The sequence below is a fragment of the Serratia sp. SSNIH1 genome (genome assembly GCF_002935055.1).
GTDB classification, from domain to species: Bacteria; Pseudomonadota; Gammaproteobacteria; order Enterobacterales; family Enterobacteriaceae; genus Serratia; species Serratia nevei.
The window spans coordinates 4316048-4328649 of record NZ_CP026383.1 but is presented as its reverse complement, the minus strand read 5'-3'; the positions used below and the strand labels follow the sequence as shown (position 1 = coordinate 4328649).

Below are 12602 nucleotides of genomic sequence, written 5' to 3'. Positions count from 1 at the left end.
GTGAAGGGGGCGGTAAAGTGAGAGGCAAAAAAGAAGGGTTCAGCGCCAGGCTGAACCCTCAACGATCTCCTCATTTGGCCGATTATTTGCTCAGGTTGACATCGATTGCCTGGTAGAAGGCGTTGGCGGTGTCGGCTATATCCCACACGGCAAGGATCACGTGCGAACCGCTGCGGTCTGCCGGTATATTGCACTGGTGGGTCACCTGTGCGGCAGGGATGGCGCCGCCGTCGTTGAACTGGCAGAACGGCGTCAGCTCAAAGGAGGCGCGGGTCAGCGGCTGGGAAGCGTCCCAGTTCGGCTTGGTGATGAAATAGCGCCAGCTGGTGGTGCTGTGACGCGCGGTCAGCTTCCAGGTAAAGGAGTTTGGGCCGGTTTTCAGGTTGAGCTTGTTCCAGCGCATCGGCGTTTGCTGATCCAGTTCGAAGAAGGTGGACTTGTCGGCGCTGGCGATATGGCCGTCAGCCGGGCCGGCCTGCGGGAAGCCTTTCAGGCCTTCGACGCTCTGCGGTTCATATTGCACGCTGCCGCACTGGGTGTTGAGCTGCAGTTTGCACTGATAGGCACGGCTGGCCGGCGATTCGACGTAACCGTGAGCATTCGCCTGTTGCGAAACGCCGAACATGGCCGCGCTCAGCAGGCCCAGAGAAAGCAGGGTACGGGAAGTTTTGTTCATAAGTCACTCCTGACTGAAATTATGTTGTAAGTTGAGCGTATTTCACCGACAAAATGAGAGGCTAATAACGCAATTAGAAATAACCCTTCTTGTCGGCTTGTTTTATTTTTATCATTCTGGTTGTGCAGCAGAGCGGAATGTTTTAACGGCTATTAACGAAAATTATTATGATGACGATCTTTGATCGTTAGGTTGAATTTATTTAACTGTCACAGTGTAAAAGCACGGCGCTATGATGAAATTTATATCATGTAGTGATGAATAGTATTTAAGATAGCGCTCTCATTTATGAAGTATATTGCTTGTTGCCTTGAGTACCCTTGTTCGATTTGATCGATTTTTGTGCGCCACCACCTCGGGAATTTAGTGTCATTTTTCTTATTTTATTTTAAAGAGGAATTTGTATGACTAGATTATCCCTGGACGCGATTAAAATAATCAGCACCATCAAGAGCACCGGCTCTTTCTCTATGGCGGCGGAGGCGCTGCATAAAACGCCTTCGGCGATCTCTTATCGGGTTTCCAATATTGAAAGCAAACTCTGCGTGAAACTTTTTCATCGCAATGGCCCCATGATTACCCTGACGGATGAAGGGGAATTTCTCCTGCAGGAGGGCAGCTGGATATTAAATGCGGTGCAGGATCTGGAAAGTCGGGTAAGAAACATCCCCAAGCTGGACAATAATATCCGCCTGGCGGTGGACACCTTCTTCCCGCTGGAGACCCTGACGCAGGATATCCGTGACTATATTCAGCATTGCCCGAACGCCAATATCTCGGTGCAGCGGGAAGCGCTGAACGGCACCTGGGATGCGCTGAAGAACAACCGGGCGGACCTGATCATCGCCATCGGCCAAATTCCCGACAGCGTACAGGCCAAAACCCTGATGCTCGGCAAGCTCAACTTCGTGCTGTGCGTGTCGCCTTCGCACCCGTTTGCGGCGCAGAGAAAGCCGGTGTGCAAGAAGCAGCGCTTGAACGACATCGTGGTGGTGATCGCCGACAGCAGCCATGAGCTGCCTAAACGCAATCACGGCACGCTGCCTCTGCAGCGTCAGCTGGTGGTGTGCGACGTGGAAAGCAACCTGGCGCTGCTCAAACGCGGCATCGGCCACGCTTTTCTGCCGCCTGCGCTGATCGAAAAGGAATTGGCCAGCGGCGAACTGGTGACGGTGCCGGTGGAGATGCAAAAGGGCGACGAAATGATTTGGCTGGCGTGGCATCCGGCCAGCAAGGGCGCCGGGTTTAGCTGGTGGCATGAGCGGCTGACGCGCAAAAGCGATGTTTACAGCCTGATGGGCCGGGAAGTGGTGCGGGATGGCGGCTATCCTTGGTGCCACAACTGAAGGAATAGAGACGAAGGGACGCGAAAATCAAACGGTTAACTCAATGAAAACCCCGCAGCGTTCGGCTACGGGGTTTTTTTATGGCTTACGCCACGCGGCCTACTTTCAGCCAGGCGCTGTCGGAACCCGGCGCCGAGGTGATATAGCCCCACTTGGTCTGCCAGACGTAACCCTGATAGGACACCAGCGCGCCCTGCGCGTAAATAGTGCCCGGCACGTAGGCCGGCGCGGTCATGATCGGCAGGTTGCCGGGGCCGACGCCGGTGTAGCGCAGGCCGGTGCCCATATCCAGCTGGCTGTCGTCGTAGTCTGCGGCGTTGAAATAGCGATCCAGCGCGGCCAGCAGATCGCCGTTGCGGTTGTCTTGCCCCAGATGCCAGAACATCACGCCGCCCAGCTGCTGCTGCTTGATGTACTTCGCTTTGTATTTGAAGCTTTCGGCATCGTCATAGGTGACGAACAGCCCGTTCTGCGCATGATACAGGTAAGGGGTTTTGGTCTTGTCGTTCCACAACCGCTGATAGCCGTAGTTGCCCTGCAGCATCTGCTCCAGCTGGCGATAGGAGGCGATGCGCGGATCTTTGTCGCGCACGCACTCTTCGCAGCCCACCAACCAGTAGTCGGTGCTTGGATACGGATCTTCGCCCGGCGTGCTGTGGCTGCTGTACTGGCCGCCGTTGCTGCCGCTGACGCCTTTGAAGGCGCGGCCGTAGAAGGGGACGCCCATCACGATCTTGGCGCTCGGCACGCCTTCCATCATCAGGTGTTGCTGCACCGCGGCGTCGACCGTCAGGCTGAACGGGCTGGGGAAGGCGCGGGTCAGCTCTTCCCAGCTCCAGCCCAGATTGGCTTCGCGCAGCGCGTTGTAGAAGGTCGGCCCGGCCGCGTCACCGAACAGCGCCGCCTAGTGGTTGGTTACCTTCTCCCAGGGGCCGGCCAGATCGTAGGTCATCAGGTTGATGTAATCGAGTGGCGCGACGATCTGCGCCAGCTTGCTGTAATAGCGCGACAGGAAGAAAGCGCCGCCGGCGCCGGCGATGGTCAACTGGTACGGCAGCGCCTGGCGGCCGTCGGTGACGGTTTGCTGGTTCAGCAGGGTGCGGATCTCTTGCAGCGCGGCGATGAAACCATCCACTTCTGAGGCCTGCGGGTACTCCCAGTCGATGTCCACGCCGTCGAAGCCGTAATCCTTCATGATGCGCACGCAGGATTTGGCAAACTTGGTGCGCGACGCCGGGGTTTTCACCGCGTTGACGTAGTTGGCGTGCGACACGCCCAGATCGTTGGAGTAGTACCAGCCGCCGATGGAGAACATGATGCGCAGGCTGGGGTTGTGCGCTTTGAGCGCGGTCAGGCGATTGACCACATCACGCGCCTTGGCGTCGTTGGTGGCCGGATCCCAGGCGCATTCCAGATTGCTGTTGATATCCAGGAACGAGAAGTTGATGTGCGTCAGCTGTTTGGCTTTGGCCGGCGTGATGTTGGAAACCGGGAACGGCACGACGGACGTATCGGACTCGGTGTAATTATTGATTTGGTTGGTTGGAATAAAATAATACCCAATAACGGCTTTGCGTGTGGACATGATATTTCTCCAGAGTGGATGTTTTTATGATGGGGAACTATTTCCCGCAGTCATTAATGTTTATTTTTGGTGAAAACAAAAGTCGAAATAAATCACGATAACAATGAATTTTTGTTCACCGTCACCTGCATTGGCGTTTAGGTGTTGTGCCAGCGCTCAGCATGAATGAATTCGACCATAGGGTCTGTATTTATTCATTTGCTTTGTCATAGCATCCTTAACTAGATTCTGATTATCCGATGTCCCACCGGCCGTGATTGGCATTTAATTAAAAATAAAAAAGGAGATGAGCTATGTCCAGCATAGAGCCTGACGCTGTTGGCTTAATAGTCCAGCGAGTATGTGAATATCTTCAGCCGGTATTAAACGCCATTTTGGCCGGCGTAATGGCGCTATTGCACGGCGCCTACCGCAACGTGGGTATTCGGCGGCGTTTATTGAATGCGGCGATGTGCGCGTTATTGGCCTGGACGGTGCGCGATGCGCTGGCGCTGATGGGCCTGGAATTAAAGTGGGCGAATTTAGCCAGCGTGCTGATTGGCTTTATGGGGGCGGATTACATCAACGCCTTAATTAAGAAATTCATTGGCAAAAAAACGGGGTTTAAAAATGTTAAATGACATCGAAGATATTCGTTTTACCGCCCGCAGCGAAGAGAACCTGCGCGGCGTACACCCGGATCTGGTGCGCGTTATTCGTTTGGCGCTGCGTTATTCGCTGGTGCCGTTCTCCGTCAGTGAGGGGCTGCGCAGCATGGCGCGCCAGCGGGAAATGGTGCGCGCCGGCAGCAGCCAAACGTTGCGCAGCCGCCACCTGACCGGCCACGCGGTGGACGTGGTGGCGATGCCGGCGGGCGTGGTTTCCTGGGAGTGGGATTACTACGCGCAGATTGCGGTGGCGGTGCGGCGTGCGGCGCGTGAATGCGGGGTTAACGTCGAATGGGGCGGCGAGTGGAAAACCCTCAAGGATGGCCCGCATTTCCAGCTGGCGTTCCGGGATTACCCGGCATGAGCGACTGGCTGCAAAAACTGCTGCAGGGCGGGTTGCTGCTGCTGTTGCTGGCGGCCATCTGCCTCGGCGGCTACAGCTCGCTGCTGTCGCACCAGTTGGCGTCCGCGCGGCAACAGGCGGCAGAGCTGCGGAAAAGCCTGGCGCAGCAGGCCGGGCTGATCGCCACCCTGCAGACCCAGGATGTGCAAAACCGTGCGCTGATGGCGGCGCAGCAGCGGCAGGAACGGCAGCTGCGCCAACAACACGAGGCTTATCAGAGGAAATACCGTGAAGCGATTAAAAACGATCCCTGCGCCGCTCAGCCTCTGCCTGGCGCTGTGCTTGAGCTCTTGCGCCCGGCCGCCGGCGCCGCAGGCCGTGCCGCTGTTGCCCCCTGAGTCGGTATTCGCGCCCTGTGAGCAACCGCAGCTGCAAGGGGAGACCTGGGGCGATGCGGTAAGCTATACCCTGGCGTTACAAACCTCGTTACACATTTGCGCCGGCCAGGTGGAGACGCTCAACGCCTGGCGCACCACGCTGCCGCCACGCTGACGGCGGCGTTTCTGTGCGCGTCCCGCAGACCTTCTTTTTTTTACTTTTAAAACGGTCTTTCGGCCAAGGTTATGGCCCGCTTCAAAGTTTGTGATGTTTCTCTCACTATACTTCAAGGCTGCGCCCTGTCATTGTACTTGGGCGCCACGGCCCACGGCAGGGCGCAGCCTCAAAGCCTTACCTCAACATAAAAGCAAAAAACAAAGGAATCCATAATGGACGAACAGCTCAAACAGAGTGCCCTTGATTTCCATCAGTTTCCTGTCCCAGGGAAGATCCAGGTTTCCCCCACCAAACCGTTGGCGACCCAGCGCGATCTGGCGTTGGCCTATTCGCCGGGCGTCGCCGCGCCTTGCCTCGAGATCGCCGAAGATCCGTTGGCAGCCTACAAATACACCGCGCGCGGCAACCTGGTCGCGGTGATTTCCAACGGCACGGCGGTACTGGGTCTGGGCAATATCGGCGCGTTGGCCGGTAAGCCGGTGATGGAAGGCAAGGGCGTTTTGTTCAAGAAGTTTTCCGGTATTGATGTGTTTGATATCGAAGTGGATGAGCATAACCCTGACAAGTTAATCGACATTATCGCCGCGCTGGAACCGACCTTCGGCGGCATCAACCTGGAAGACATCAAGGCGCCGGAGTGTTTCTACATCGAACAGAAACTGCGCGAGCGCATGAAGATCCCGGTGTTCCACGATGACCAGCACGGCACGGCGATCATCACCACTGCGGCGGTGCTCAACGGCCTGCGCGTGGTGAAGAAGAATATCTCCGACGTACGCCTGGTGGTGTCCGGCGCCGGCGCGGCCTCCATCGCCTGCCTGAACCTGCTGGTGGCGCTGGGGCTGCGGCAACAGAACATCACCGTTTGCGACTCCAAGGGCGTCATCTATAAAGGCCGCGACGCCAATATGGAGCAGACCAAAGCCGCCTACGCCATCGAGGATAACGGCCAGCGCACGCTGGGCGACGCCATCCCGAACGCCGACATCTTCCTCGGCTGCTCCGGCCCGGGCGTCCTGACGCAGGATATGGTGAAAACCATGGCGCGCGATCCTCTGATCATGGCGCTGGCCAACCCGGAACCGGAAATTTTACCGCCGCTGGCCAAAGCGGTGCGCCCGGACGCCATCATCTGCACCGGCCGCTCCGACTACCCGAACCAGGTGAATAACGTCCTGTGCTTCCCGTTTATTTTCCGCGGCGCGCTGGACGTGGGCGCCACCACCATCAACGAAGAGATGAAGCTGGCCTGCGTGCATGCCATCGCCGATCTGGCGCTGGCGGAGCAGAGCGACGTGGTGGCTTCCGCCTATGACGACCAGGATCTCTCCTTCGGGCCGGAATACATCATTCCGAAACCGTTCGATCCGCGCCTGATTGTCAAGATCGCGCCGGCGGTGGCCAAGGCGGCGATGGAGTCCGGCGTGGCGACGCGCCCAATCGAAGACTTCGATGCCTACGTCGAGAAGCTGGCGGAGTTCGTCTACAAAACCAACCTGTTCATGAAGCCGATCTTCTCGCAGGCGCGCAAAGAGGTGAAGCGGGTGGTGCTGGCGGAAGGCGAGGAAGAGCGTGTGCTGCACGCCACGCAGGAGCTGGTGTCGCAGGGGCTGGCCTTCCCGATCCTGGTCGGCCGCCCGAGCGTGATCGAGATGCGCCTGAAAAAATTGGGTCTGCAGCTGACGCCGGGCAAGGATTTCGAAGTGGTGAACAACGAGTCGGATCCGCGCTTTAACGAATACTGGGGCGAGTACTACCAGATCATGAAGCGTCGCGGCGTCTCGCAGGAACAGGCGCGTCGTGCGGTGATCGGCAACCCGACGCTGATCGCCGCCATCATGCTGCACCGCGGCGAAGCGGATGCGATGATCTGCGGCACCATCGGCAGCTACCATGAGCATTACGACGTGGTGAAGAACGTGTTCGGCTTCCGTGAAGGCGCGCACGTCGCCGGCGCGATGAACGCGCTGCTGCTGCCGAGTGGCAACACCTTTATCGCCGACACCTACGTCAACGACGATCCGACGCCGGAGCAGCTGGCGGAGATCACCCTGATGGCGGCGGAAACCGTGCGCCGCTTCGGCATCGAGCCGAAGGTGGCGCTGCTGTCTCACTCCAGCTTCGGCTCTTCCGACTGCCCGGCGGCGCGCAAGATGCGCAAAACGCTGGAGCTGGTGAACGAGCTGGCGCCGGAGCTGGAGATCGACGGCGAAATGCACGGTGACGCCGCATTGGTGGAAAGCATCCGTCACGATCTGATGCCGGACAGCCCGCTGAAAGGCTCGGCCAACCTGCTGATCATGCCGAACATGGAAGCGGCGCGCATCAGCTACAACCTGCTGCGCGTCTCCTGCTCGGAAGGGGTGACCGTCGGGCCGGTGCTGATGGGGGTCGCCAAGCCGGTGCACATCCTGACGCCGATCGCCTCGGTGCGTCGCATCGTCAACATGGTGGCGCTGGCGGTGGTGGAAGCCCAAACCGAACCGCTATGAGCCTGGGTTGAGTGACTGGCCCCCTGCGCCGCTGGCGCCGGGGGCTTTTTTATTTCCAGAGGACGTGGTACAAATAACCATCAAATATGTACATGTACAGGTAAAGAAAATGACTACGATTAGCTACACGGCGGCGAGAAACAATTTGGCCGAGGTGCTTTTGGAAGCGCAAAAACAGCCGGTGGAAGTGACGCGCCGCGGACACGATGAGGTTTACATCATCAGTAAGGCCGACTATGAGGTTTTGGTCAAAGCCAAGGTGAAAGCGCGCATTCAGGCTAAACACGCGGATACGATTAAGGCGCTGGCGAATAGATGATCTTTTTGACCGCAGAGGATATTGCGGAATTCAATGCTGAAATTGTGCCTCACGGCCGCCAGGAAGGCAGCAAAGTTGAGGCTGTAGCCAACCGCGTGCTCAATGCTTACCACTACGAAAACGTCACCGACGTTTATCGTTTGGCCGCGCTCTATCTCATCGCCATCAGCCACGGTCACATTTTTCTTGATGGCAACAAACGTACGGCCTTCCAAAGCATGGCGCTATTTCTCGGTATTAATGGCATTGCACTGCGGGAAGATGCAGAATTGGTCGAAATTACGGTTGAAGCAGCTCAAGGCCGCCTCAACGTTGAACAAGCCGCTGAACACTTACGCCTGCTAACCGAATAACCCCCCTTTCTCATTTCTTGCAGCGTGCGGCGATGGCGCGGATATCCTGCGGGGTGGTGCGGCAACAGCCGCCGATCAATTGTACGCCGAGCGCGCGCCACTCCACCGCCTGATCGGCCAGGCTGCCGTGCTCGCCGCCGCAGGCGTGCCAGGTTTTGCTCACCGCATCGTAGTGCTCGCCGGAGTTCGGGTAAACCAGCAGCGGTTTGTCGGCCAGCGCGCCCAGTTGGCGCAGCGCCGGGGCAACCTTGTCCAACGCGATGCAATTGATGCCGATGGCCAACACCTGCGGGTTGCCGCGCAGCGCGGACAGGATCTCCGTCAGCGGCGTGCCGTCGCTGAGGTGTTGGCTGTCGCGCAGGGTGAAGGCGAACCAGGCACCGAGAGTCGGGAACTCCTGCAGCAGCGTCAGCAGCGCCTGCAGTTCGGCGAACGACGGCAGTGTTTCGCAGGCCAGCAGATCGACGCCGGCGGCGGCCAGCGCGGCGAGGCGCGGGCGGTGGAAGGCGATCATGTCATCCTGCGCCAGCCGGTAGTCGCCGCGGTATTCCGAGCCGTCGGCCAGATAGGCGCCGTACGGGCCCACCGAGCCGGCGATCAGCAGCGGCGCGGCCTGCGGGTGCGCGGCCAGATAATCCCGGCGCGCGCGTTGCGCCAGCTGCACGCTTTTGGCGATCAGCGCCAGCGATTGCTCCTGATCCAGGCCGCGGCGCAAGAAGCCCTGCGGCGTGGCCTGATAGCTGGCGGTGATGGCGCAGTGGGCGCCTGCGTTGAAATAATCGAGATGCACCTGATAGATAAGCTCGGGATTCTCAATCAGCACCTTGGCCGACCACAGCGGATCGGTCAGATCGCAGCCGCGCGCTTCCAGCTCGGTGGCCAGCGCGCCGTCCAGGATCAGCGTGGGGTGTTCGGCCAGCAGGCGGGCGACGGGGTTGTTAACCGACATGTTGTTCTCCCAAAGCGGTTTTTTGTCCGGCGCGCCGGGTCAGGAAATAGGTGAGGTAACACAGGGCGACGAACGGCAGCCCGCAGTAGGGCGCAATGCGCTGCTCCGGATCGAACGCCAGCCCGATGCAGGCCAGCAGGCACAGCGCAAAGCCGAGGATCGGCGTCAGCGGGTAGCCGGGCGCGCGGTATTTCAGGCCGCTTATCGGCTGGCCGCTGCGCAGGTAGGCGCGGCGGAAAGCAAAGTGGGCCGCGCAGATGCTCAGCCACACCGCCACCACCGCAAAACCGGAGATCGCCGACAGGGCGACGAACACCGTGTCCGGCGCGATCACGCTGGTCAACAGCGCCAGCACGCCGCCGAGCATGCTGAAGGTCAGGGCGTTGATCGGAATGCCGCGTGTATTGACGCGCGCAAAGTAGGCCGGCAGGGTGCGCTGGTGGGCCAGCGACCACAGCATGCGCCCCGAGGCGTACAGGCCGGAGTTGGCCGCCGACAGGATGGCGGTCAGGATCACGAAGTTGAAGATATCGGCGGCGTAAGGCACGCCGATGCGTTCAAACACCAGCACAAACGGGCTTTTGACGATCCCCGCCTGATCCATCGGGATCAACGCCGCCAGCACGAAGACCGTGCCGATAAAGAACAGCATCAGGCGGATCACCGTAGTGCGGATCGCCAGCGGCACGACTTTTTCCGGGTTCTCGGTTTCACCGGCGGCGATGCCGATCAATTCCGTGCCGGAGAAGGCGAAGTTCACCGCCACCATGGTCATCAGGATCGGCAGCGTGCCGTGCGGCAGCCAGCCGGAAGCGGTCAGGTTATGCAGGAACGGCGCCGGCGTGCCGTCTTTCATCGGCAGCAGGCCAAACATGGCGGCGCCGCCCAGAATGATAAACGCCAGAATGGTCACCACTTTGATCAGCGAAAACCAGAATTCGCTTTCGGCGAAAAAGCGGGTGGTCACCACGTTAAGCAGGAAAATGGCCGCGCAGAAGATCAGGCACCACAGCCACACCGGCGACTGCGGGAACCAGTACTGCATGCAGAATCCGGCGGCGGTCAGGCTGGAGCCGAGCGCCACCGTCCAGGTGAGCCAATACAGCCAGGCGACGGCATAGCCGGTGGCCGGCCCCAGATAGCGCGAAGCATAGACGTGAAAAGCGCCGGTTTCCGGCATCGCCACCGACAGCTCGCCCAGGCACAGCATCACCAGATACACCACCAGCGCGCCGATCAGGTAGGCCAGCAGTGTGCCGAGCGCCCCGGTGGTGGAGATGATGTAGCCGGTGTTGAAAAACAGCCCGGTGCCGATCACGCCGCCCAGCGACAGCATCACCAGGTGCCGGGCCTTCATGCTGCGTTTGAACTGTCCTGCGGCGGGTGCCGATGGTTGCATAATAATCTATCCGTATAGACGTCTAAATATCTGAATGGCTATTGGTTATACCCGCAATGCTTTTTCAACGCAATGCGCAACCGGCGATCGGCGCGTAAAAAAATCGTTAAGTCGGATCTATATGCAAATGATAATTATTATCTATAATGTCGCCATTTTCGATAATGGGGCAACATGATGAGATACCTGATTTTATTGGCGGCGTTGGCGCTCGGCGCCTGCAGCCAAACGCCGGTGAAAGCGCCGGCCAACGACGTCGCGAGTTTGGGGAGCATCACCGATCTGCACAGCGGCGCGACCCTGACGCCGGAGCAGCTGTTGACGCGATTGGCGCGGCAGCTGCGGGTGATCCTGGGGGAGAAGCATGATAATCCTTATCACCATCAGATTGAGCAATGGCTGGTGCAGCAGCTGCCGCTACGGCGGCCGCAGGGCAGCGTGCTGATGGAGATGATCAACCCGAGCCAACAGGCGCAGGTCGACAAGGTCAAGCAGTGGTTGCAGAGCGATCCCACGGTGCGTGACGGCCGCGTAGCGGAGCTGATCGCCTGGCAGCCGGGCTGGAAGTGGGAGCTGTATGGCGGGGTGACGATGGCGGCGATGCGCGCGCCTTACCCGCTGTGGTCGGCCAACCTGGATCGCAGCGAGATTACGGCGTTCTATCAGCAGCCGCAGTTCCCGGCGGGGCAGCTATCGGCGCAGCCGGCGGTGCGCAAGGCGCTGGAAGAGACCATCCGCACTTCGCACGGCGGCCAGATTGAGGCCGACCAGCTGCAGGCGATGTTGGCGATCCAGCAGCAGCGCGACCGGCGCATGGCGGAACGTCTGCTGGCGGCGCCGACGCCCGCGCTGCTGATCGCCGGCGGCTATCACGCCGCCAAATCGGTGGGGGTGCCGCTGCACGTGCGGGATCTGCAACCGGCGGCGGCGCCGACGGTGCTGATGTTGGCGGAGCCGGGCGTACAGGTCGATGCGAACACCGCAGATTACCTGTGGATCACACCATCAGTGAAATGAATACGTTAAGACAGTGAAAAGGGGTGTTAATTATAATTGCAAATGATTATCATTAGTAAATGTGATCTGCAATCATTCGCAATTAAGCAAGCTAATGCCCCTATGTTAAGTCAGTCTTACTCCCTCCCGGCCTTTGAACTGCCGCAGCCGCGCTGGGCGCGCGGCCTGCTGCTCGCCCTGGCGGCGCACGCGGCGTTGGTGCTGCTGTTTTACTGGCCGCAGACGGCGCTGGAGCCGGTGGTACTGCCACCGCCGGCGGTGATGATGAGCTGGGCGGCGCAGATTGAAGCGCCGGAAAGCAAGCCGCTGCCGCTGGGCGTGCAGCAGGCGGAATCCGCCGCGGCGCAGCCTGCGGAGCAGCAGCAACAGCCGGATCTGCCCAAGCTGGCGCGCGCCGAGAAAGCGAAAATCGTGACGGCGCAGAAGAAGCGCGCCAAACACCGCCCTCCGCAAAAATCGCAGCCGAAGCCGCAGGAACAGGCCAAAGAGACGCGCAATGCCGCCGCGTCCAGCGCCGCCGCGCCGCAGGCGCAGACGCTCTCCCATCAGACCGCCGCACCGATCAACAGCGACGCCAACAGCAACGCGCAGGCCAAACTGTCGTGGGAGAGCCTGGTGAAAGGCAAACTGAACCGCATCAAGGATTACCCTTTGGATGCCCGCAGCCGTCGGCGCAGCGGCATGCCGCAGGTCAGCTTCAGCGTCGACGCGCAGGGGCGGGTCTCGAACCTCATGCTGCAGGTGCGTTCCGGCACCGCGTCGCTGGATCGGGAAGCGGTGGCGGTGGTGTCACGCGCCCAGCCGTTGCCGCCGCCGCCGCCGGAGATGCTGCAGCAGGGGGCCGTCAAGGTGACGATGCCGATCGATTTCAATCTGGCGGAGCTGAATGCTCGCCGTTAATGCCCGCAGGCGCCGCATCGC

The 12602-nt window shown here is 59.8% G+C and carries 13 protein-coding genes and 1 pseudogene; 10 read left to right on the top strand and 4 right to left on the bottom strand.

What is annotated here, in order from left to right; all coding sequences use genetic code 11:
- Positions 1–82: 82 nt before the first annotated feature.
- Positions 83–676, bottom strand: a complete 594-nt coding sequence (locus C3F38_RS20895) for a lytic polysaccharide monooxygenase (RefSeq protein WP_055317466.1) — start codon at positions 674–676, stop codon at positions 83–85.
- 404 nt (positions 677–1080) lie between these two features.
- Between C3F38_RS20895 and C3F38_RS20890 the strand changes: the two genes are divergently transcribed.
- On the top strand, positions 1081–2022 hold the full coding sequence (locus C3F38_RS20890; protein WP_038881234.1) for a LysR family transcriptional regulator: 942 nt from the start codon (positions 1081–1083) through the stop codon (positions 2020–2022).
- Positions 2023–2107: 85 nt separating this feature from the next.
- On the opposite strand, the pseudogene C3F38_RS20885 reads toward C3F38_RS20890, so the two are convergent.
- A pseudogene (locus C3F38_RS20885) lies at positions 2108–3607 on the bottom strand (glycosyl hydrolase family 18 protein).
- Positions 3608–3900: 293 nt separating this feature from the next.
- On the opposite strand from C3F38_RS20885, the gene C3F38_RS20880 reads away from it, so the two are divergent.
- The 7 genes from C3F38_RS20880 to C3F38_RS20855 all read left to right on the top strand — a co-directional run bounded on the left by C3F38_RS20880 (position 3901) and on the right by C3F38_RS20855 (position 8316).
- Complete coding sequence (locus tag C3F38_RS20880; RefSeq protein WP_004936551.1) at positions 3901–4227, top strand: phage holin, lambda family; 327 nt, start codon at positions 3901–3903, stop codon at positions 4225–4227.
- A complete protein-coding gene (locus C3F38_RS20875) occupies positions 4217–4618 on the top strand; it encodes a M15 family metallopeptidase (RefSeq protein ID WP_038881240.1) in 402 nt (133 codons plus the stop codon). Before C3F38_RS20880 ends, C3F38_RS20875 begins: the two co-directional genes overlap by 11 nt.
- Positions 4615–4995 (top strand): DUF2570 family protein, encoded by a 381-nt coding sequence (locus tag C3F38_RS20870; RefSeq protein ID WP_055317467.1) that lies wholly within the window; start codon positions 4615–4617, stop codon positions 4993–4995. Before C3F38_RS20875 ends, C3F38_RS20870 begins: the two co-directional genes overlap by 4 nt.
- Positions 4976–5149: a hypothetical protein gene (locus C3F38_RS26445; protein ID WP_038881246.1), complete on the top strand. Its 174-nt coding sequence runs from the start codon at positions 4976–4978 to the stop codon at positions 5147–5149. The genes C3F38_RS20870 and C3F38_RS26445 overlap by 20 nt, the downstream gene beginning before the upstream one ends.
- Before the next feature lie 215 nt (positions 5150–5364).
- Positions 5365–7644, top strand: coding sequence for an NADP-dependent oxaloacetate-decarboxylating malate dehydrogenase (gene maeB, locus C3F38_RS20865; protein WP_038881248.1), 2280 nt, complete (start codon positions 5365–5367; stop codon positions 7642–7644).
- 7 nt (positions 7645–7651) lie between these two features.
- Positions 7652–7963 (top strand): type II toxin-antitoxin system Phd/YefM family antitoxin, encoded by a 312-nt coding sequence (locus C3F38_RS20860; protein WP_226909014.1) that lies wholly within the window; start codon positions 7652–7654, stop codon positions 7961–7963.
- On the top strand, positions 7960–8316 hold the full coding sequence (locus tag C3F38_RS20855; protein WP_033635474.1) for a type II toxin-antitoxin system death-on-curing family toxin: 357 nt from the start codon (positions 7960–7962) through the stop codon (positions 8314–8316). The genes C3F38_RS20860 and C3F38_RS20855 overlap by 4 nt, the downstream gene beginning before the upstream one ends.
- Before the next feature lie 10 nt (positions 8317–8326).
- On the opposite strand, the gene mmuM is transcribed toward C3F38_RS20855, so the two are convergent.
- Positions 8327–9265 (bottom strand): homocysteine S-methyltransferase, encoded by a 939-nt coding sequence (gene mmuM, locus C3F38_RS20850; protein WP_055317650.1) that lies wholly within the window; start codon positions 9263–9265, stop codon positions 8327–8329.
- Positions 9255–10664: an S-methylmethionine permease gene (gene mmuP, locus C3F38_RS20845; RefSeq protein ID WP_104456925.1), complete on the bottom strand. Its 1410-nt coding sequence runs from the start codon at positions 10662–10664 to the stop codon at positions 9255–9257. Before mmuP ends, mmuM begins: the two co-directional genes overlap by 11 nt.
- Positions 10665–10841: 177 nt before the next feature.
- On the opposite strand from mmuP, the gene C3F38_RS20840 reads away from it, so the two are divergent.
- Both C3F38_RS20840 and C3F38_RS20835 read left to right on the top strand, forming a co-directional pair.
- Positions 10842–11681, top strand: a complete 840-nt coding sequence (locus C3F38_RS20840; protein ID WP_057523627.1) for a ChaN family lipoprotein — start codon at positions 10842–10844, stop codon at positions 11679–11681.
- A 102-nt stretch (positions 11682–11783) separates the two neighbouring features.
- Positions 11784–12581 carry an energy transducer TonB gene (locus tag C3F38_RS20835; RefSeq protein WP_055317351.1) on the top strand — a complete coding sequence of 266 codons (798 nt, stop codon included), beginning with the start codon at positions 11784–11786 and terminating at the stop codon, positions 12579–12581.
- The last annotated feature ends 21 nt before the right edge of the window (positions 12582–12602 follow it).

Bases quoted from the DNA above. Each gene is read 5' to 3' on its own strand.
- C3F38_RS20895 (WP_055317466.1), bottom strand. From the start codon at position 676: ATGAACAAAACTTCCCGTACCCTGCTTTCTCTGGGCCTGCTGAGCGCG.
- C3F38_RS20890 (WP_038881234.1), top strand. From the start codon at position 1,081: ATGACTAGATTATCCCTGGACGCGATTAAAATAATCAGCACCATCAAG.
- C3F38_RS20880 (WP_004936551.1), top strand. From the start codon at position 3,901: ATGTCCAGCATAGAGCCTGACGCTGTTGGCTTAATAGTCCAGCGAGTA.
- C3F38_RS20875 (WP_038881240.1), top strand. From the start codon at position 4,217: ATGTTAAATGACATCGAAGATATTCGTTTTACCGCCCGCAGCGAAGAG.
- C3F38_RS20870 (WP_055317467.1), top strand. From the start codon at position 4,615: ATGAGCGACTGGCTGCAAAAACTGCTGCAGGGCGGGTTGCTGCTGCTG.
- maeB (WP_038881248.1), top strand. From the start codon at position 5,365: ATGGACGAACAGCTCAAACAGAGTGCCCTTGATTTCCATCAGTTTCCT.
- C3F38_RS20855 (WP_033635474.1), top strand. From the start codon at position 7,960: ATGATCTTTTTGACCGCAGAGGATATTGCGGAATTCAATGCTGAAATT.
- mmuM (WP_055317650.1), bottom strand. From the start codon at position 9,265: ATGTCGGTTAACAACCCCGTCGCCCGCCTGCTGGCCGAACACCCCACG.
- mmuP (WP_104456925.1), bottom strand. From the start codon at position 10,664: ATGCAACCATCGGCACCCGCCGCAGGACAGTTCAAACGCAGCATGAAG.
- C3F38_RS20840 (WP_057523627.1), top strand. From the start codon at position 10,842: ATGAGATACCTGATTTTATTGGCGGCGTTGGCGCTCGGCGCCTGCAGC.
- C3F38_RS20835 (WP_055317351.1), top strand. From the start codon at position 11,784: ATGTTAAGTCAGTCTTACTCCCTCCCGGCCTTTGAACTGCCGCAGCCG.